This window comes from Agromyces sp. Leaf222, assembly GCF_001421565.1.
GTDB lineage: Bacteria > Actinomycetota > Actinomycetes > Actinomycetales > Microbacteriaceae > Agromyces.
The window spans coordinates 833878-852723 of record NZ_LMKQ01000001.1 but is presented as its reverse complement, the minus strand read 5'-3'; the positions used below and the strand labels follow the sequence as shown (position 1 = coordinate 852723).

The following is an 18846-nucleotide window of genomic DNA, read 5'->3' as shown; positions in this document are numbered from 1 at the left end:
CTCAGCGCGCGATCTGGAAGTTGAACACGTCCTGATCGAAGTGGTTGTACTCCTCGTAGTCGACGAGGTCGTAGAGGTCGGCCCGGTGCTGCATCTCGCCGAGCTTCGACGTGAGGTGGCCCTCGTCGATGATCGTGTCGAGGCCGCGGCCGGCTGCACCCATCGCGATGCGCAGCAGCGAGACCGGCCAGATCACGATGTTCACGCCGGCGTCGCGCAGCTGGTCGACCGAGAACAGGTCGCTCTTGCCGAACTCGGTCATGTTGGCGAGGATCGGCACGTCGAGCGCGTTGCGCATGGCCTCGAACTCGCCGAGGTCGCGCATCGCCTCGGGGAAGATCGCGTCGGCCCCGGCATCGACGAGCGCCTTGGCACGGTCGATCGCGGCGTCGAGCCCCTCGACGGCCCGGATGTCGGTGCGAGCCATGATGAGGAAGTTCGGGTCGCGGCGGGCATCGGCCGCCGCCCGGATGCGCTTGATCGCGGTGTTCTCGTCGACGACCTGCTTGCCGTCGAGGTGGCCGCACCGCTTGGGGTTCACCTGGTCCTCGATGTGGGTGCCGGCGATCCCCGCGTCTTCGAGGGTCTGGATCGTGCGCGCCACGTTCATCGGCTCGCCGAACCCGGTGTCGGCGTCGATGATGGCGGGCAGCTCGGTCATGCGCGCGATCTGCTGACCGCGGCCGGCCACCTCGGTGAGGGTCGTCAGGCCGATGTCGGGCAGCCCGAGGTCTGCCGCGAGCACGGCGCCGGAGATGTAGACGCCCTCGAAGCCCTTGCGCTCGATGAGGCGAGCCGACAGCGGGTTGAACGCACCGGGGAAGCGGAGCAGTTCGCCGGACGCGAGGCGCTCGCGGAAGAGGCGGCGCTTCTCGGCGGCAGGGGTCTGGGAGTACAGCATCAGGGGTGTCCTTTCGCGGCCGCGCCCCCGTCGGTCGTCGAGTCGTGGGCGCTCATCACAGGCTACCCGCCGGACGCGGGCGGCCGGCCGTGGTCGGCCGTGGTCGGCCGTGCTCAGCCGCGCTCAGCCGACGATGCGGATGCCGAGATGCTCGGCCAACCGGGTCGCGATGAGCGCGACCTGCAGTTCGTCCATCGTGGCGCCGCGCAGCCCTTCGACCCCGGTCACGTCGAGGTCGAGGCCGCGGAGGTCGACGTCGGCGAGCCGCGCGCCGGTGACGTCGAGCGAGCGCACGTCGGAATCCGTGAACGCCATGCGCTCGACCCTGGCCCCGCCGAGGTCGAGTTCGTCGACCGTGCAGTCGGTGAACCGCACGTCGCGCAGCGTCGCGCCGCGGAGGTTCACGAACCCGAGCTTGCAGCCCACGAAGTGCACGGCCTGCCAGGTGTCCTCGTAGAACTCCACCGACCCGATGCGCGAGTTCGACACGACCACGTCGCGGAGGCTCGCGCGCGGCGCCCGCAGCACGGGAGCGTCCCAGCGGTCGAGCACGCTCTCGGCGATGTCGGCCCCGCGCAGGTGCACGTCGTGGGCCGCGACGCCTGCGATCTCGACCTCGCGCAGGCGGATGCCGGTGAGGTCGCGCTCTGCGAGGTCGCCGCCGACGACCCGCACACCCTCGAGGTCTGCGCCAGTCGCGAGCACCGCGGCATCCGCCTCGTCGAGGTCGGGCAGCACGATGCGGTCGAGGCGAGGGGCGATCGTGCGAGTCTGCTTCGCCATGGTCAGCGCAGGATCAGCATGTGGAGAACGAGGTACGGCACCGGTCGATCCTACGGCGGGCCGCCGACGCCTCTGGAAGGATGGCATCGTGACCGCTCCCAGCAACGCCAACGTCGGCGTCCTCCTGCCCCGTGACCTGCCCGTCGACCAGGTGCTGCCGTACGCGCGGCGTGTCGAGGAGCTCGGCTTCGACGAGGTCTGGCTCGTCGAGGACCTCGGGTTCCGCGGGGGGCTCGCCCAGGCCGGCGCCGTGCTCGCGGCGACCGAGCACATCACCGTCGGCGTCGGCATCCTGCCCGCCGGTGCGCGCAATGCGGCCTTCACCGCGATGGAGCTCAACACGCTCGCGCTCATGTTCCCCGGCCGGTTCGTCGCCGGCATCGGGCACGGCATGCCCGACTGGATGCGTCAGGTCGGCGCCTGGCCGAAGAGCCCGCTGACCCTGCTCGGCGAGTACACGACGGCCGTGCGCGCGCTGCTCCGCGGCGAGCCGGGCCCGGCCGCCGGTCGGTACGTCGACGTCGCCGGGGTCGAGCTCGTCGAGCCCGCCTCGGTGGTGCCGCCCGTGATCCTCGGCGTCCGCGGGCCGAAGTCGCTCGCGGTCGCCGGCGCGACGGCCGACGGCGTGGTGCTCGCCGAACCCGCAGCACCCCCGTACATCGCGGCCGCCGTCGAGCACGTCAGGAGCGGGGCGACGGATGCCGCGAGCCACCTCGTCGTGACCTACGACGTCGCGGCGGTCGATGCAGACCCGCAGGCCGCCCTCGCCCGCGTGCGCCCCGGACTCGCGTGGATCGGCGAGCCCGATTGGGCGCCGCACCTCGTCGGCCTGCCCTTCGCCGACGACCTCGCACGGCTGCGCGCGTCGTCGTCGAGCCCCGAGGAGTTCGCCGAGCGCCTGCCCGACGAGTGGGTCGCCGAGCTCGCCCTCGCGGGCACCGCCGAGCAGGTGCGCGAGCGCCTCGCCGCCCGGCACGCGGCGGGCGCGACCACGGTCGTGCTCACGCCGATCGGCGACGACCGCCTCGGCGAGCTCGAGCGCCTCGCCGAGGTGCTGCCGCGCTGATCCCGACCTCGGCTTGAGGCCCAGCCCGACCGAGCGAAGGAGACCATGGTGGCAGGCGGTGCGCAGGTGCTCGACCCGACGGTCGGCGAGGTGCTCGCCGAGCTCGCCGCGCTCGAGGATCCGAAGGTCCGGGCGGTCAACGAACGCCACGGCGACGACCACGGCGTCAACCTCAGCCTGCTGCGCGGCGTGGCCAAGCGGCTGAAGGTCCGACAGGATCTCGCCGTGCAGCTCTGGGCGACCGGTGAGACGCCCGCGCGGCTCGTCGCGATCCTGATCAGTCGCCCCAAGGAGTACACCGCCGCCGAGCTCGACGAGATGCTGCGCGATGGCCGCGTGCCCAAGGTGCACGACTGGCTCGTCAACTACGTCGTGAAGAAGAGCCCGCACGTCGAGGAGCTGCGGGTCGCCTGGTTCGACGACCCCGACGACGTCGTCGCCAGTGCCGGTTGGTCGCTCACCGCCGCCCGCATCGCGAAGAACCCCGAAGGGCTCGACCTCGCCGGGCTCCTCGACCTCATCGAAGCGCACATGAAAGGCGCCCCACCGCGCCTGCAGTGGTCCATGAACGACTGCCTGGCATACATCGGCATCCACCACCCCGAGTACCGGGCACGGGCGATCGACATCGGCGAACGTCTCGAGGTGCTGAAGGACTACCCGACTCCGCCGAACTGCACGTCGCCGTTCGCGCCGATCTGGATCGCCGAGATCGTGCGCCGCGGCGAGGGTCCATCGGCCTGAGCGACTCGGGCGAATCGGGCGACCGAGCCCGGATCAGCCGCGGCTCACAGTGCCGGCTCCGGGCCCGGCCCGTGCGGCGCACCCATGGAGCCCTCCGGGTCGCAGTGCATCACCGAGAGGTGGACCTCGTCCATGACCGAGTAGGTGTACTCGAACGGGTAGTCGAGCGTGATCGTGCCCGGCGCCATCATGCTCTCGAAGACGTGCGGCATCGTGCCGGCCGGGCAGGCTCCGACGTAGGCTCCGAGCGTCGTCACGACGAGCGGCTCCGGGCAGAACATCGTCGACGTGGTCACGCCCGCGCAGAAGTCGGTGCCGCCGGTGGCGGGCTCCGGCTCCAAGGTCTCATCGTCCGCTTCGGCCTCGGACTCCGACTCGGCCAACGCGAGCGCCGCGACATGGCTCGCCACGGCGGCCTCGACGGCCGAGCGCATCGGCGCGAATCCGGCGGCGACGCCCGCTCGATCGGTCTGCGACGCCCGACGCAGTGCGTCGACGGCGGTGCGGGCCCCCTGCAGCATCGCCGGCTCGGCTGAGGTCGCGCCCGCGATGCGCGCCTCGGCATCGGCGGCGAACCGCTCGACGAACGCCGGCAGCGCAGCGTGGGTCGCGGACGTCGCATCGACGACCTCCGCGGCCTCAACCCCGGCGATCGCCGCGTCGAGTGCCGCCACCGCCGTGCCCGCCTCTGCGAGCAGCGCCGCATCGGCGAATCCGGCGAGGTCGCGGACCGCAGCCCGCAGCGGCAGCGCGGCCTCGAGCGCCGAGCGTCGCGCACCGGCGAGGGCCGTGCTCGCGGCGGAGTCGCGCTCGGCGGAGTACACCGCGACCGGTGCGACCGGGTCGGCCGCCTCGGCGTCTTCGGGGGCGACGATCGTGAACCCGACCCACAGGGCGAGGGCGACGAACAGCACCGCGAATACGGGGCCGACATCGCGCACGAGGTTCTGCTTCAGGGTTCGGGCGGGTTCGGGCGCAGGGGGCGCTTCCGGCATCGGGGGCTCCGTGGAAAGAAGGGGTCGGGTCCCGCACGAGCGCGGTGCGCCGAGCCTATCGCTGCGCGGCGGCACGGCGCGAACCGGGCTCGGCCCCTCCGCCGACGGGCGTTCAGGCCGCAGCGCGTGCGACCTCGGTGATCCGCCCGTCGACCAGGTGCACGACGCCGTGCATGCGCGGCAGGTGCACGAGGTCGTGGGTGACGAGCAGGGTCGAGGTGTTGCGTTCATCGGTGAGCCTCAGGATCAGCTCGATGATGCTCGCCCCGCGCTCCTGGTCGAGGGCGCTCGTGGGTTCGTCGACGAGCAGCACACTCGGGTCGTTCATGAGCGCCCTGGCGATGTTCACGCGCTGCCGCTGACCTCCCGAGAGCTGGTGCGGTCGCTTGCCCCGTTGATCGGCGAGGCCCACGGCGTCGAGGAGTTCGTCGGCCCGAGCCGAGGCGGCACCGCGGTTGCGGCGGCTGTGCTTCGCGCCGAGCTCGTTCATCACCGTGAGCTGTTCGGTCGCCGTAAGCGACGGCAGCAGGTTCGACTGCTGGAACACGATGCCGATCCGGCTGCGTCGAAGCTCGGTGGCCTCGCCGGCGTCGAGCTTCGTCGCGTCGATATCGTCGATCAGCACGCGGCCGGCATCGGGTCGGATGAGCGTCGCGGCCACGGCGAGCAGGCTGGACTTGCCCGACCCGCTCGGGCCGGTGATGCCCGTGACGGTTCCGGGGTGCGCGGTGAGCGACACCCGGTCGACGGCCGTGAGCCGCCCGTCGCCGTCGGGGAAGGTCAGGGTGATGGTGTCGAGGGTGATCATCGGTTGCTCCCGAGGGCGGTCAGTGGGTCTGCGGAGGTGACGGAGCGGAGCGCGAAACCGGCTCCGGCGAGGCCGAGCACGATCATGATGACGGCCGGCAGCAGGGTGGTGATCGGGCTGAGCAGGAACGGCAGGGCACTTCCGCCGACGAGCACGCCGAACAGCGCGACCACGGCGAGGCCCACCCCGATGCCGAGCGCGAGCACGACGAGCGCCTGCCCCAAGGCGTCCCGCACGAGCGAACCGGTGCTCGCCCCGAGGGCCTTGAGCACGGCGATGTCGCCCTTGCGCTGCATGGTCCAGACGGTGAAGAACGCGCCGATGACGAGACCCGAGATGCCGAACAGCATCGCGACCATGAGCAGCAGCGAGCCGATCTCCGACTTGAAGGCGCTGAGCGCGAGCAGGGATCCGAGGGTCGTCTTCGAGACGGTGCCGTTCGTGGCGTCGGCGGCGTCCCAGTCGGGGTCGCCGCTCACGGCCAGCACCGTGGCATCCGCCCCCGGGTTGCCGGTCGCGGCCGCGTAGGACTGCCAGTCTGCGAGCGTCATCTCGACGACCGGGGTGTGGCTGTACCAGGCGTCGCCCCCGATCGTCTCGACGGTGTACTCGGTGCCGGCGATCGAGATCTCGTCACCGCCCTCGACGCCGAGGTCCTTCGCGGCCGGCGCCGAGAGCCCGACGCGTCCGTCGGCGGAAGGGGCCGTGGCGTCGAACCCGTGCTGCACCCCGAAGACCGCGATCGCCGTGCGCACGTCACCCGCCTCGGCGCTCGTCTGGCTGATGCCGATCGGCTCGACGCCGCGCACGCCGGGAACGGCGGCCCAGTCCTCGGCCTGCTGCGCGGTGACGGCGGAGTCCGAGAAGCTCGCGGCGTCGGAACCGTCGGCGGGCGCCGAGAACACGATGCGGTCGCCCGGGATGGCGAGCACGGCCGAGATGTTCTGCGTGGCGAGCCCGCCGGTGAGCCCGCTGAGGAACCCGACCAGGATGGTGATGAGCGCGACGACCGAGCCGATGAGCACGAATCGGCCCTTGGCGAAGCGCAGGTCGCGGATCGCGACGAACATGTTGGAGTCCTTTCCGGCCACCCGATGGGGCGGCATGACCACCCGACGAGGTGGCATGTCCCACTCTTCTCGCGGGGCCCGCCCGCGTCATCCGCACTCCGCACACGATTCGGCGGGCGAACGGATGACCCGGGAATCGTCCTTTCGAAGGGTGCCGCGGCCCCGGCCTGCCCGTAGAGTCGGCCCCATGGCCCACACCGCGTTGACCCCGGTCTTCGTGGGTCTGCGAACCGGGCTGCACGTGCTGTTCGCGGCCCTCACCGTGCTCGTGATGGTGCGCGCGATCCTCGCCCCGACCGAATCCAGTGGCCTGGTCATCGCGATCTCCGCGGTGCTGCTGCTCACCTACGGCCTGGGCGGCGTGGTCGCTCGGCCGCGCGAGCACGCGCACGAGGGGGCCTCCGAGGGCACACGCGCGGGCTCTCGACGGCGGATCGCCCCGCTGATCTGGCTCGCGGCGCTCAGCCTCGAGTGGGTCGTGCTGGTGTGGCTCATCCCCGAGGCCGCCTACCTCGTGTTTCCGATGTTCTTCCTCTACCTGCACCTGCTCGGCCGCTGGTGGGGGTCTGCCGCGATCCTCGGTTCGACGATCATCGCGATCTGCGCACTGGGCCTGCACGGCGGGTGGACGATCGGCGGCGTCATCGGCCCGCTCGTCGGCGCCGGGGTCGCGCTCCTCATCGGGCTCGGATACCAGGCGCTCGCCCGCGAAGCCGCACAACGCGAGGCCCTCATGGACGAACTGCTCGCGACACGCACCCAACTCGCGACGACGGAGCACGAGTCGGGGGTGCTCGCCGAGCGCGCACGGCTGGCCCGCGAGATCCACGACACGCTGGCGCAGGGGCTCTCGAGCATCCAGATCCTCCTGCACGCGGCCGAACGCGCCGACGGCGAGCGGCCCGGCATCGAGCACATCCGGCTGGCCCGCGAGACCGCGGCCGCGAACCTCGCCGACGCGCGACGGTTCATCCGCGAGCTGACGCCGCCCGACCTCGACGACCACGGGTTCGGTGGTTCGCTGCGCCGTCTCGCCGAGACGCAGTGGGCGACCGACGGGCTCGAGGTGCGCGTGCGCGTCTCCGATCAGGTGGTGCTGCCGATGCAGTTGCAGACCGCACTGCTCCGCATCGCGCAAGGGGCGATCGCGAACGTCATCCAGCACGCGCACGCATCGGTCGCGACGATCACCCTGGCCGTCGAGGACGACGAAGTGCGCTTCACCGTGGTCGACGACGGCGACGGGTTCGATCCACTGCAGAGCGCGAACACCGACGGCCGATCGGATTCGTTCGGCCTGCGCGCCACACGTGAGCGCGTGCAGCAGCTCGGCGGGGAGCTCGTCATCGACTCCGCTCCGGGTCAGGGCACGACGCTCGCCGTGACCATCGCCCTCGAGGGGGTCTCATGATCCGCATCGTGATCGCCGACGACCACCCCATCGTGCGAGCCGGGCTCGTCGCGCTCTTCGGCCAGGAGCCCGACGTCGACGTCGTCGCCGAGGCCGCATCGGGCGATGAGGCCGTGCGCGCCGCGGAGCGCGAGAATCCCGACGTGGTGCTCATGGACCTCCAGTTCGGCGCGAACGGCGGCACCGGGGCCGACGCGACCCGGCGCATCCGCTCGCTCAGCGCCCCGCCGTACGTGCTGGTGCTCACGAACTACGACTCCGACGCCGACATCCTCGGCGCGGTCGAGGCCGGCGCGAGCGGCTACCTGCTGAAGGATGCCCCGCCGCACGAGCTCCTCGCGGCGGTGCGTGCCGCCGCAGCTGGCGAGAGCGCCCTCGCCCCGGTCATCGCCTCACGACTGCTCGACCGCATGCGTGCACCCTCGGTGAGCCTGAGTTCACGCGAGATCGAGGTGCTCGAACTCGTCGCCGCCGGGCGATCCAACACCGCGATCGCCGCCGAGCTCTTCGTCAGCGAGACCACCGTGAAGTCGCACCTGGCGCACGTCTTCTCGAAGCTGAACGTGTCGTCGCGCACGGCCGCGGTCGCCGCGGCCCGTCAGCGCGGCATCCTGCGCTGACGCCTCGACGGGATGGCGCTCTGGCTCAGCCCTGACCGGCCGGCCCCGCCTGCCCGATGCTCGTCCAGCCGCCCGAACCCGGCTGCGCGGATGCGCCGCCGGCGGCGCCGGAACCGCCCTTCAGCGCCTCGAGCTGACGCTCGATCTCGGCCTGCGCCGAGATGACGGCGAGCTGACGCTCGATGTCGGCGTCGGGCGCGGCGGTGAGGTCGGTCAGGGCGCCGCTCGCGAGCAGCTCGTCGGTCGCGGCCGCACGGGCCTGCATCTGGGCGACGCGGTCGCGTGCGCGATCGAGGCTGGACCCGACATCCGTGATGCTGTTGCTGATGCCCGACACGGCCTCGTTCGCCCGCACCTGGGCCTCGGAGGCGGTGTAGGTCGCCTTGATGGTCTCCTTCTCGATGCGGAACGCGGCGACCTGGTCGGTGAGGCGACGCTCGCGCTCCTGCAACTGCGCCGTCTGCCGGTCGAGCGCCGTGAACTGCTGCTGCAGCTGCGCGACCTGGCTCTCGAGCATCGCGCGGCGCTCGAGTGCGGCGCGCGCGAGGTCTTCGCGCCCCTGCGCGAGCGCCTCGGCCGCCTGCGAGCCGAGGCGCTGGTAACGCGCGCCCATCTCCTCGCCCTGCAGCTCGATGCGCTTCTTCGCGGTCGCGACGTCGGCGACGGCGACGCGCACCTGCTGCAGGAGCTTCACCTGCTGGTCGTAGCTGTCGTCGAGGGTCTCCCGCGGGTCCTCGATGCGGTCGAGCGCCTTCGTCGTCTTGCTGCGGAAGATCGTTCGCATCCGCGAGGTGTTGCTACTGCTGCTCATGGTCGGTTCCCCTCATCTCGAACGGTTGAAGCCTGCGGCGACGGCGCGGCGAAGCGCCCGTCGCGCCGATTGAGCGCCTGCAGCTCCTCGATGCCCGCGTGCAGCGCGGCGACCTCGCGGTCGACATCCGACCTGAGCACGGCGAGCGTGTCGTCGGTGGTTCCCGAGAGCCCGGATGCCACGGCCGACCGCACATGCCGAACGAGCTGTTCGACCTGGTCGACGCGATGACGTGCTGCGGGCAACTCCTCGGCGAGCACGGCGGTGTCGTGCTCGGACTCCATGAGGCGCAGCTGCAGGTCGAGCACGCCTCCCTCGTCGGCGATGCGCCCGAACAGGCGCGGCAGCTCGCCGCGGGATCCGCCGCCGCCCGCGACGAGCTCGACGGCCGCACCGCCACTGCGCAGCGCCTCGTCGAGTCGCACACGCAGGGCGAGCACCGGGCGTTGCGCACCCCGGCTGACCTTGGCCCTGGCCCGCAGCGCGGCGCCGCTCACGGCGCGGTTGCGGCGCACACGCCGTACGGCCGCTCGCACGATGAGCACGAACGTCACCATGACGGCGAGCGAGAACAGCACGATGCCCCCCAGCACGCCCAGCACCACTTCGATGCCCGTCACTGCACCACCCCCAAGTCGTGATCGACGACTCCGTCGACACGCGATATAACGCGTGTCGCGAGAATACCCCGGAATCGCGCGAACCGTGAGTCCCGTCGGCGGATTCGCAGGCTGCGGCGCCGGACGACCGGCGTCAGAACGGCCAGATCAGCGGCACGTAGAGCACCGCGACCAGCAGGAAGAACAGCAGGAGCGGCAGCCCGAGCTTCCAGTAGTCGCCGAAGCGGTAGCCGCCGGGTTCGAGCACCATCGTGTTGGCCGGCGTCGCGACCGGCGTCAGGAACGATGCCGCGCCCGAGACGGTCAGCGCCATCATGAACGGCAGTACCGAGACGCCGAGGTCGGCGGCGACGACGACCGCGATGGGCGCGACGATGAGCACCGTCGCGGTGTTCGAGATGAGCTGGCCGAGCACCATGGTGAGCACGCACATGGCGGCGAGCGCCAGGTACGGCGTCGACTCCCCCACGAGGCTCAGCAGGCCGCCGGCGATCACGTCGGCCGTGCCGGTCGTGATGAACGCGGTCGACAGCGGGATCATGCCGGCGACCAGCACGACGGTCGTCCAAGAGACGCTGCGGTACGCCTGCGTCGGCGTCACCACGCGCAGGAGCACGAGGGCGGATGCCGCGGCGAGACCTGCGATCGCGGCCGGCACGATCCCCGTGGCGAGGAGCACGACCATGACTGCGAGCACGCCGATCGCCCGCTTCGCCCCGTCGCCGAGCGGCACGGAGCGCCGGACCCGAGCCGGATCGTCGACGACGAGCACCTCAGGGCCCGCCGTGTTGCGCTCCAGCTCGTCCCAACCGCCGCCGAGCAGCAGCGTGTCGCCCGCCTGCAGGGTCGTCTCGGCGCCGACCAGGTCCTCCCCGCCGCGCTGCACGGCGAGCACCACGAGGTCGCCGCTCGGCGTCACCATGCCGGGGAACAGGTGAAGTCCGATGAGCGACGAGCGGGGAGCCACCACGACCTCGGTCGCGCCGCGGCGCACGCCGAGGAGTTCGGTGCCCTCTGGCAACCTGTACTGGCTGCGCAGGGCACGCGCGTGCGCCGACACGTCCTGCGGGAGGATCGACGGCGCACGGCTCGGCAGCAGCCGCCGACCGAGCAGGGCGATGATCAGCACGGTGCCCACGACGAGCGGAACGCCGACCAGCCCGAACTCGAAGAAGCCGAACGGGCGAGCCCCGGCATCCGCCGCCGCCTCGCTCACGATGATGTTCACGGGGGTGCCGGTGAGCGCGAGCAGCGACCCCGCATGCGCCGAGAACGCGAGCGGCATGAGCATCTGCGACGGCGCAACGCCCGCGCGCGTCGCGACCACCACGACGACGGGGATCAGCGCCGCGACCGCGCCGTTCACGCTGATGAGCGCGGTCACCGCCGCGACGAGCAGGCAGACGACCACGAGCAGCACCTTGCGCCCGGTGCCGGCTCGCCCGATGACCTGCTGGCCGGCCCACGCCGTGACGCCCGTCGCGTCGAGGGCCTCGCTCACGACGAACAGCGCCGCGATGAAGATCACGGTCGGGTCGCCGAACCCCGACAGGGCCTGACCGAGGTCGAGGATGCCAGTGGCCCACAGCGCGACCGAGACGCCGATCGCGACGATGCCGAGCGGCACCCGGTTCGACATGAACGCCGCGATGGCGAGCGCGAGGATCACGAGCGTGGTCACGACGGGATCCATGAGGCTCACCCTAGCGAGACCGGGCCGGCGGATGTCGGATCCGGGCGTGGAGTCCCAGGGGCTCGGGATCCGGCAGGACGGCGCCGCCCGGCCCTGCGCGCGACTATCCGGGCGCCGACGGGAACGCCCGGCGCGCCAGCAGCACGACCAGTGCGCCGGCGAGCACGAGCGCAGCACCGCAGTACGCGACCCAGTCGAGTCCGACACCGGCGAGCACCGCGCCGCCGAGCGCCGCGCCGCCGCCGATGCCGATGTTCGCGGTGGCGTTCACGAGGGCGCCGATCAGGTCGGGCGTCGCACCGCGGGTGCGGATCGCGGCCGTCTGGAAGCTCGACGCCACCGCCCCGAACGCGGCGCCCCACAGGGCGGAGGCCGCGAGCACGCCGACGGCCCCGGGGAACGCCAGCCCGAGCGCGACCAGTCCGACCACCATCACGCCGAGCACGAGCAGCAGGCTCGAGCGCGGCCGGCGGTCGAGCGAGACGCCGGCGAACCACGTGCCCGCGAGCCCGAGGCCGCCGAGCAGGAGCAGCACCGGTCCGATGCCGCTCGCCTCGATCCCCGCCGCGAGCAGGATCACGGCCACGTACGTGTAGACGGTGTACTGCCCCAGGTAGACGAGCGCGTTCGCCACCGAGACCATCGCGAGGCGCCCGCGCCGCAGCATCCGCTCGGGGTCCGCTCGATCGGCGGCCGGCTCGACCGCCACTGCGGGCAGCAGCACCGCCACGAGCACGAGGGTGATCGCGCAGGCGACGGCGAGCACGCCGAAGGCGACCCGCCACCCGACCGCCGTGCCGAGCGACGTCGACAGTGGAACGCCGAGCACGAAGCCCGCCGATGCGCCGGCCGTCACGAGCGCGAGCGCGCGGCCGGTGAACTCGGCTCGCACCAGCCGCGACCCGTAGGCGATGCTCAGCGAGAAGAACAGGGCGTGCGCGACGCCGCCGATCGCCCGGCCGGCCGCGACCACCGCGAACGTCGGCGCGAGCGCGACGACGACGTTGCCGGCCGTGTACGCCGCGAGCGTGCCGAGCAGCAGTGCCTTGCGCGGCAGCCGCCGGGTCCAGAGGGTCAGGGGCACGGCGAGCGCGGCGACCATGAACGCGTAGACGGTCACGAGCAGCCCGGCGATCGACTCCGTGACGCCGAGCTCCTCGCCCATCGCCGGCAGCACGCCGACCGGCAGCATCTCGGTCGTGACGGCGAGGAACGTCGCGATCGTGAGCGCGAGGATCCCTCCGGCGGCGTCGCGCACGGTGCCGGGACGCCAGGCCCTCGGCTCACCGGATTCGCTCATACCGCGAGGCTACCGACCGCAGCCGCGCCGCCACGCGGCATCCGCTCGCCGAAGCCGTGACTCATGCGGCGCGCTGCCGCGTACGCGGCTCAGCCGCCGGTGCGCCGGCCGGTGCGGAGGCGCTCGACGGTCTCGCCCGCAGCGGTCGCGACGAGCACGAGCGCGGCGAGCACGCTCATGAGCAGCGGCTCGAGCAGCCAGCTCAGGGCGGCCAGCAGCACGAGCAGGCCGAGCCCCGCCAGCTGCGCCCGCATCCAGCGCCCCTCGAGCACGCGCCGGAACAGCAGCGTGCCGCCGAGGAACAGCAGCGGTCCGCCGATGACCGTGAACACGGCGGCCGCGCTGTGCTCGTGCGGATGCGCCAGGATCTCCTTGTCGCCGACGCCGAGCATGACGATGCCCGCGATGATGAGCAGGTGCACCCACGAGTACGCGGTGCGGGCCAGTCGCGCCGGCGCCTCGTGCGCTGCGATCGCCTCGGGGCCGACGCGTTCCCCGTGGTCGAAGTAGATCCACCAGCAGGCCGCCCCCGCGACGAACGCGGTCACGAGCGCCACGGCCACCTCGACGGATGCCTCGGAGTCGACGACCTGGAATCCCGTGACGAGCAGGCCCTCGCCGAGGGCGATGAGCACGAACAGCGCCGACCGCTCCGCGATGTGCGGGCCCGAGACATCCCACGCCCCGACCTCGACCCGGCCGAGCCGCGGCACCGGATACCCGAGCACGCTGCCGAGCAGTTCGATGCCGATGGCCGCCGCCCAGAACGGCAGCTGCACGGGCAGCGGCAGCAGTGCGCCGACCAGCCAGAGTGCCGACCCCGCCGTGGTCCAGACGAGCACGCACGAGAAGTCCCGCGCCAGTGCCGCATCGTGTCGTGCCGCCGCCAGCACGATGAACACCGCCCGGCCGAGTTGGAGCACGACGTAGGCGATCGCGAACGCCCACGCCCGGTCGCCGAACGCCTCGGCGATCGACACGCTCAGCACGAGCGCCACGAAGGCGAGCACGATGACGGCGCCCCGCACCGGCAGCTTCACCGGGTCGAGCCAGTTCGTCAGCCAGCTCGTCGAGATCCACGCCCACCACAGCGCGGTGACGGTCAACGCCCCCTCGAACGCCCCGAGCGGTGTCTGGTTGGCGTAGAGGTACGTGCCGAGCTGGGTGAGCGCGAACACGAACACGAGGTCGAAGAACAGCTCGACGAAGGCGACGCGGTCGGCACGCTCGGAACCCGACGGCCTCAGGAGGTCGCGACGGAATCCGATCCTCGCGGTCGTCGTCAGCCCGGCTGCATCGCCCATCGACGCATCACCTCCCGGGCCGAGCGTAGCGTTCCCTCGGCGACAGCCTGCCGGGGGGCGAGCCCGGTCAGTCGGACGCAGTGGACCCGGTCCGCCCCAGCCGCGCGACCCTCGCCCGCGCGTTGCGCTCGCTCGGCGACATCGCGCCGAGCAGGCGGCGCGCGACGGCGAGCAGCAGGCGAGTGAGCGTGATCGCCGGCCACCACGGCCGCCTGAGCCCGAGCAGCTCCCGCTGGTGCGGGGCCAGCGAGGCGACCGCACCGCCGAACAGGATCGGGTACAGCCGCCCGGTGAGTCCCGGCAGGCCCGGCCGGCGCAGGAAGTGCACGGTCTCGACGACCCGCTCATCGCGCTTGGCGTCGACGAGGAACCCCGCCATCTCGCCGCGCAGCGCCGCCACCGTGGTCGGCGGATCGGTCACCCCCATCAGGCTCCCGGCCTCGGCCCACTCGCGGACGTAGGCATCCGGCCCGCCGGGGATCGGCCCTCCCCAGATCTCGTGCGCACCGAGGAACGCCTCGGTGAACGCATCGTGCACCCAGCGCAGCAGCTCCTCATCGTTCGCGGCGTACGGGCGCTCGACGCCCTGCGCATCGACGTAGGTGCCGGTCACGTGCTCGTGCAGTCGGGACACGAAGGCGGATGCCGCGGCCGCCGCCCGCCGGTCGCCGAAGGTCGTGACGGCGACCCACCGCACCGTGCCGTCGAGCCGCGCGAGCGGATCCTCGCGGTACCGCGACCAGTCGTGCACCCCCGCCATCGCGCCCGGATGCAGCGTCTGCAGCAGCAGCGCCCTGATGCCCGCGACGAGCGTCGGCAGCGCGCCGTTGACGGCCCAGACCGCACTGCCCGGCCCGAAGAACCCGGCGTCCTCGCCCTCGGCGAGCGCCGCGGTCCACGCCGGAGGATCGGGCCGCCGGCTGCGCAGCGGATGCCAGCGCGCGGCGCCGATCGACGACCCCGCCGTGCGCGTTCCCCGATCGCCCATACTCGACGGTAGACCGCGCCGACTGGCATGCGGCTGCGGATCCGCGGCTCCTCTGGCCGACGGCAGGCGACGGCGGCCCGCGCCTCGGCCCGCGCCGCGGTGCGCGCGCCCCGCTGCGTCAGGGCGCGAACGCCCGCTCGACGATCCGCGTCGGCATCACGGTCGGGTCCCCGAGGGTGTCGGCGAAGACCAGCTCCGCGGCGCCGATGAGCAGCAGTTCGTCGTCGAGCCGCGCCTGCACGATGACCGGCTCGCTGCCGCCGCCCGGGAGCGTCGGCGCGATCCGGCGGTGGAGCTCGCCCTCGCCGACGACGGCGAGCAGGTGCGCCAGGTGGCCGCCGAGGATGACGGTCCGTGGATTGAAGATGTTCACGATCGATCTGAGGGCGACGGCCAGCCGACTCACCTGACGGTCGATCTCCCGGCCTCCCGGCCCGTCGCGGTCGCGCCACGCCGCACCCATCGCTTCCTGCACGACGGCGAGCTCGACGTCGCCCAGCGCCGCCGCCTCGACGAACCGGTCCCGCCGAACCTCGGTCTCGAGACATCCGCTCGCCCCGCAATGGCAACGTCGGCCCTTGGTCGAGACCGCGGTGTGCCCGAACTCGCCCGCGTTGCCCCCCTCTCCGGCGACGAGTCGGCCGTTGATGACGATGCCGCCGCCGATGCCGCTCGCGCCGCCGTTGAGGTAGATGATCACGCCGTCGCCTCGCCCGGCCCCGAACGTGCTCTCGGCGACGACACCGCAGTTCGCGTCGTTGCCGACGACGACTCGCATGCCCGTCGCCTCTTCGACGAGCCGGCCGATGGGCGCGTCGCGCCAGCCGAGGTGCGGGGCCAGGATCACCGACCCGTCGACCTCGCGCACCAGGCCGGGGAGGGCGACGCCGACGCCGAGCACCGTCGCGTCGCCGAACGCCGGACGCATGCCCTCGATGATCGCGCTGACGACGTTGACGAACTCGCCCGCCGTCGGGATGCGTTCGTTCCGGTACCTGACGCGATGGAGCACTCGGCCGCTCAGCCCGACGAGCGCCACGTCGATGGCGTCCACCTCGGGGTTGACGGCGATCGCGGTCGCCTGGTCGGACGCCGCGACCGACGGGCTGGGCCTCCCCACCTTGCGCACCGTCGTCGCGGGATTCTCCACGACGAGCCCCCGATGCGAGAGGTCGGTCACCAAGCCCCCGATCGTCGATCGGTTCAGCCCGGTGGCCCTCGTGATCTCGGACCGCGACATCGGACCGTCGCGGTGCACCAGCCGAAGCACCTGCGCGAGGTTCTGCCGTCGGATGTCGTCGATCGTCGCCCCGAGCGTCGAGCTCGGCGAATCCATCCTCGCTCCGTCCATACCCATCCCTTTCGGATCGCGGCGAAGGGGCGCGCCACGACGACGGACCGCACGGCAGCCCGTCGTCGTGGTGGAGCGCCCGGCCCCCTGCCGGTCAGTTGCTGCTGAACGCCGCGTCGAACGCGGCCGACGGCGGCGTGATCGCGTTGAGCCGGCGAACGAAGGCGAGCGCCTCCGGCGCACCCTGGAGCCGGTCCATGCCCGCGTCCTCCCACTCGACGCTGGTCGGGCCGTCGTACCCGATCGCGTTCAGCGCCCGGAACACGGGCTCCCACGGCACCGCCCCGTGGCCGGTGGACACGAAGGTCCAACCGCGCCGAGGGTTCGCCCACGGCAGATGCGACCCGAGCACGCCGTTGCGACCGTCGAGGTTCGTCACCGACTCCTTCACGTGCACGTGGAAGATGTGCTCGGCGAAGTCGAGCACGAACGCGACGCTGTCGAGCTGCTGCCACACGAAGTGCGACGGATCGAAGTTGAACCCGAAGCTCGGCCGGTGGCCGATCGCCTCGAGCGTGCGCTTCGCGGTCCAGTAGTCGTAGGCGATCTCGGAGGGATGCACCTCGAGCGCGAATCGCACGCCGACCTCCTCGAACACGTCGAGGATCGGGTTCCAGCGGTCGGCGAAGTCGCGGTAGCCGGCGTCGATCCATTCATCGGACGCGGGCGGGAACATGGCGACGGCCTTCCAGATGGACGACCCCGTGAACCCGTTCACGTTCTTCACGCCCAGCTTCGCCGCGAACCGCGCGGTGTCCTTCAGGTCCTCCGCCGCGCGCCGGCGCACGCCCTCGGGGTCGCCGTCGCCCCACACGCGATCGCTCAGGATGTCGCGGTGGCGTTCATCGATCGGATCGTCGCAGACGGCCTGCCCGGTGAGGTGGTTCGAGATCGCGAAGACGGTCAGCCCGTTGCGCTCGAGGATGTCCCTTCGGCTCTGCACGTAGGCCTCGTCGTCCCATCTCGAGACATCGAGGTGGTCGCCCCAGCAGGCGATCTCCAGCCCGTCGTATCCCCATTCGCCCGCCAACCGGGCGACTTCCTCGAACGGGAGGTCGGCCCACTGGCCCGTGAACAACGTGATCGGTCGCGTCATCGCGAGTGCTCCTTGCTTCGGTGGTTCGGTGTGCTGCGGGTCGGCATCAGCCGACCGGGGTCCAGACGGCATCGTGCTCGGAGCTGCGCTCGACCGCGTGGAGCACGCGCTGGAGGTGCAGTCCGTCGGCGAACGACGGGCTGGGGGCGGCGCCGGCGGCGATCGCGGTCACCAGTTCGACGACCTGGTGCGAGAAGCCGTGCTCATAGCCGAGCGTATGCCCCGGCGGCCACCACGGCGCCAGGTACGGATGCCCAGGCTCGGTCACGAGCACCCGGCGGAACCCCTGCTCGAGTTCGGGGTCGGTGGCGTCGTAGACCTCGAGCTCGTTCAGCCGTTCGAGGTCGAAGGCGATGGCGCCTCGCGACCCGGACACCTCGATGGTCAGGGCGTTCTTGCGGCCGGTCGCGAACCGCGTCGCCTCGAACGTGCCGATCGGCGCGAATCCGTCCTTCGAGGCGAATCGTCCGGTGACGAGTGCGACATCGTCGACCGTCACGGTGCCGACCCGGTCGGATGCCGTGCCGGAGAGCCCGACCCGTTCGCCGAGCATCGGTCGTTCGGTCACGATCGTCTCCAGGATTCCGGAGACGCGCTCGAGCCGAAGTCCGGTGATGAACTCGGCGAGGTCGATGGCGTGAGCGCCGATGTCGCCAAGGGAGCCGGAGCCCGCACGGTGCTTCTCGAGCCGCCACGTCATCGGGCCGGTCTCGTCGCGAAGCCAGTCCTGTCGGTAGGCCGCCCGCACCTGCCTCACCACGCCGATGCGCCCGGACGCGACCAGATCGCGCGCGAACGTCACGGCCGGCACGCGGCGGTAGGTGAGGCCCACCATGCTGAGCACCCCGCGCTCGGCTGCGGCGTTCGCGGCTGCGGCCATCGCCTCGGCTTCGGCGACGGTATTCGCGAGGGGCTTCTCGCAGAGCACGTGCTTGCCGGCCTCGAGTGCGGCGATCGCGATCTCGGCGTGCGTGTCGCCCGGGGTGACGATGTCGACGAGGTCGATGTCGTCGCGGGCGATCACCTCGCGCCAGTCGACGGATGCCTCGGCCCAACCCCATTTCTCCGCGGCCTGCCCGACGGCCGCGGGGTCGCGCCCGGCCAGGACCTGCATCGTGGGCTTCACGGGGAGATCGAAGAACCTGGGGGCGACGCGCCAGCTCTGGGAGTGCGCTGCGCCCATGAATCCTGCGCCGATCATCGCGACGCGGAGCGTGTTCGACATGTCGTCCTTTCTTTCGTTGCCGGGTCGGTGCATCGAGGCGCCCGGCCGCGTCGGCCGGGC

General features: G+C 72.1%; 18 protein-coding genes. 4 read left to right on the top strand and 14 right to left on the bottom strand.

The features are described from left to right. Position 1 precedes the first annotated feature (1 nt). Both prpB and ASE68_RS03615 read right to left on the bottom strand, forming a co-directional pair. Positions 2-901, bottom strand: a complete 900-nt coding sequence (prpB, locus tag ASE68_RS03620) for a methylisocitrate lyase (protein ID WP_055855249.1) — start codon at positions 899-901, stop codon at positions 2-4. Positions 902-1024: 123 nt separating this feature from the next. After that, positions 1025-1684, bottom strand: a complete 660-nt coding sequence (locus tag ASE68_RS03615) for a pentapeptide repeat-containing protein (protein WP_055855247.1) — start codon at positions 1682-1684, stop codon at positions 1025-1027. 88 nt (positions 1685-1772) lie between these two features. On the opposite strand from ASE68_RS03615, the gene ASE68_RS03610 reads away from it, so the two are divergent. Together ASE68_RS03610 and ASE68_RS03605 are read left to right on the top strand one after the other, a co-directional pair. After that, the gene (locus ASE68_RS03610) at positions 1773-2750 is read left to right on the top strand and encodes an LLM class flavin-dependent oxidoreductase (protein WP_235480750.1); all 978 of its coding nucleotides are present in this window, start codon (positions 1773-1775) and stop codon (positions 2748-2750) included. A gap of 48 nt (positions 2751-2798) precedes the next feature. Beyond that, on the top strand, positions 2799-3494 hold the full coding sequence (locus ASE68_RS03605) for a DNA alkylation repair protein (protein WP_369800054.1): 696 nt from the start codon (positions 2799-2801) through the stop codon (positions 3492-3494). Between the two features lie 44 nt (positions 3495-3538). Here the strand turns inward: ASE68_RS03605 and ASE68_RS03600 are convergent, their stop codons facing one another. The 3 genes from ASE68_RS03600 to ASE68_RS03590 form a co-directional block, all read right to left on the bottom strand. Further along, positions 3539-4489, bottom strand: coding sequence for a hypothetical protein (locus ASE68_RS03600; protein WP_055855245.1), 951 nt, complete (start codon positions 4487-4489; stop codon positions 3539-3541). Positions 4490-4601: 112 nt separating this feature from the next. Beyond that, the gene (locus ASE68_RS03595) at positions 4602-5297 is read right to left on the bottom strand and encodes an ABC transporter ATP-binding protein (RefSeq protein WP_055855243.1); all 696 of its coding nucleotides are present in this window, start codon (positions 5295-5297) and stop codon (positions 4602-4604) included. After that, positions 5294-6367: an ABC transporter permease gene (locus ASE68_RS03590; protein ID WP_055855242.1), complete on the bottom strand. Its 1074-nt coding sequence runs from the start codon at positions 6365-6367 to the stop codon at positions 5294-5296. The genes ASE68_RS03595 and ASE68_RS03590 overlap by 4 nt, the downstream gene beginning before the upstream one ends. 187 nt (positions 6368-6554) lie before the next feature. Between ASE68_RS03590 and ASE68_RS03585 the strand changes: the two genes are divergently transcribed. After that, on the top strand, positions 6555-7778 hold the full coding sequence (locus ASE68_RS03585) for a sensor histidine kinase (RefSeq protein ID WP_055855240.1): 1224 nt from the start codon (positions 6555-6557) through the stop codon (positions 7776-7778). Beyond that, positions 7775-8398 carry a response regulator transcription factor gene (locus ASE68_RS03580; protein WP_055855238.1) on the top strand — a complete coding sequence of 208 codons (624 nt, stop codon included), beginning with the start codon at positions 7775-7777 and terminating at the stop codon, positions 8396-8398. The genes ASE68_RS03585 and ASE68_RS03580 overlap by 4 nt, the downstream gene beginning before the upstream one ends. 25 nt (positions 8399-8423) lie before the next feature. On the opposite strand, the gene ASE68_RS03575 is transcribed toward ASE68_RS03580, so the two are convergent. From ASE68_RS03575 to ASE68_RS03535, 9 genes are all read right to left on the bottom strand, one after another. Then, a complete protein-coding gene (locus ASE68_RS03575; RefSeq protein ID WP_055855236.1) occupies positions 8424-9209 on the bottom strand; it encodes a PspA/IM30 family protein in 786 nt (261 codons plus the stop codon). Continuing rightward, positions 9206-9829, bottom strand: coding sequence for a hypothetical protein (locus ASE68_RS03570; RefSeq protein ID WP_055855234.1), 624 nt, complete (start codon positions 9827-9829; stop codon positions 9206-9208). The genes ASE68_RS03575 and ASE68_RS03570 overlap by 4 nt, the downstream gene beginning before the upstream one ends. A gap of 133 nt (positions 9830-9962) precedes the next feature. Next, positions 9963-11522: an SLC13 family permease gene (locus tag ASE68_RS03565; protein ID WP_055855232.1), complete on the bottom strand. Its 1560-nt coding sequence runs from the start codon at positions 11520-11522 to the stop codon at positions 9963-9965. A gap of 103 nt (positions 11523-11625) precedes the next feature. Then, entirely contained in the window at positions 11626-12822 is a 1197-nt protein-coding gene (locus ASE68_RS03560; RefSeq protein ID WP_055855230.1) for an MFS transporter, read from the bottom strand. Between the two features lie 89 nt (positions 12823-12911). Next, positions 12912-14126, bottom strand: a complete 1215-nt coding sequence (locus tag ASE68_RS03555) for a low temperature requirement protein A (protein ID WP_055855227.1) — start codon at positions 14124-14126, stop codon at positions 12912-12914. Between the two features lie 67 nt (positions 14127-14193). Then, entirely contained in the window at positions 14194-15114 is a 921-nt protein-coding gene (locus tag ASE68_RS03550) for an oxygenase MpaB family protein (protein WP_082461954.1), read from the bottom strand. Positions 15115-15232: 118 nt separating this feature from the next. Then, the gene (locus ASE68_RS03545; protein WP_055855224.1) at positions 15233-16450 is read right to left on the bottom strand and encodes an ROK family transcriptional regulator; all 1218 of its coding nucleotides are present in this window, start codon (positions 16448-16450) and stop codon (positions 15233-15235) included. A 109-nt stretch (positions 16451-16559) separates the two neighbouring features. Continuing rightward, positions 16560-17561 carry a sugar phosphate isomerase/epimerase gene (locus ASE68_RS03540; protein WP_055855221.1) on the bottom strand — a complete coding sequence of 334 codons (1002 nt, stop codon included), beginning with the start codon at positions 17559-17561 and terminating at the stop codon, positions 16560-16562. 46 nt (positions 17562-17607) lie between these two features. Next, on the bottom strand, positions 17608-18786 hold the full coding sequence (locus ASE68_RS03535) for a Gfo/Idh/MocA family protein (RefSeq protein WP_369800053.1): 1179 nt from the start codon (positions 18784-18786) through the stop codon (positions 17608-17610). Between the last annotated feature and the right edge of the window lie 60 nt (positions 18787-18846).

Excerpts from the sequence above, each read along its gene's own strand:
- ASE68_RS03575 (WP_055855236.1), bottom strand. The coding sequence starts at position 9,209 with ATGAGCAGCAGTAGCAACACCTCGCGGATGCGAACGATCTTCCGCAGC.
- ASE68_RS03565 (WP_055855232.1), bottom strand. The coding sequence starts at position 11,522 with ATGGATCCCGTCGTGACCACGCTCGTGATCCTCGCGCTCGCCATCGCG.
- ASE68_RS03540 (WP_055855221.1), bottom strand. The coding sequence starts at position 17,561 with ATGACGCGACCGATCACGTTGTTCACGGGCCAGTGGGCCGACCTCCCG.
- ASE68_RS03585 (WP_055855240.1), top strand. The coding sequence starts at position 6,555 with ATGGCCCACACCGCGTTGACCCCGGTCTTCGTGGGTCTGCGAACCGGG.
- ASE68_RS03535 (WP_369800053.1), bottom strand. The coding sequence starts at position 18,786 with ATGTCGAACACGCTCCGCGTCGCGATGATCGGCGCAGGATTCATGGGC.
- ASE68_RS03545 (WP_055855224.1), bottom strand. The coding sequence starts at position 16,450 with ATGGATTCGCCGAGCTCGACGCTCGGGGCGACGATCGACGACATCCGA.
- ASE68_RS03600 (WP_055855245.1), bottom strand. The coding sequence starts at position 4,489 with ATGCCGGAAGCGCCCCCTGCGCCCGAACCCGCCCGAACCCTGAAGCAG.
- ASE68_RS03580 (WP_055855238.1), top strand. The coding sequence starts at position 7,775 with ATGATCCGCATCGTGATCGCCGACGACCACCCCATCGTGCGAGCCGGG.
- ASE68_RS03555 (WP_055855227.1), bottom strand. The coding sequence starts at position 14,126 with ATGGGCGATGCAGCCGGGCTGACGACGACCGCGAGGATCGGATTCCGT.
- ASE68_RS03595 (WP_055855243.1), bottom strand. The coding sequence starts at position 5,297 with ATGATCACCCTCGACACCATCACCCTGACCTTCCCCGACGGCGACGGG.
- ASE68_RS03560 (WP_055855230.1), bottom strand. The coding sequence starts at position 12,822 with ATGAGCGAATCCGGTGAGCCGAGGGCCTGGCGTCCCGGCACCGTGCGC.
- prpB (WP_055855249.1), bottom strand. The coding sequence starts at position 901 with ATGCTGTACTCCCAGACCCCTGCCGCCGAGAAGCGCCGCCTCTTCCGC.
- ASE68_RS03615 (WP_055855247.1), bottom strand. The coding sequence starts at position 1,684 with ATGGCGAAGCAGACTCGCACGATCGCCCCTCGCCTCGACCGCATCGTG.
- ASE68_RS03590 (WP_055855242.1), bottom strand. The coding sequence starts at position 6,367 with ATGTTCGTCGCGATCCGCGACCTGCGCTTCGCCAAGGGCCGATTCGTG.
- ASE68_RS03550 (WP_082461954.1), bottom strand. The coding sequence starts at position 15,114 with ATGGGCGATCGGGGAACGCGCACGGCGGGGTCGTCGATCGGCGCCGCG.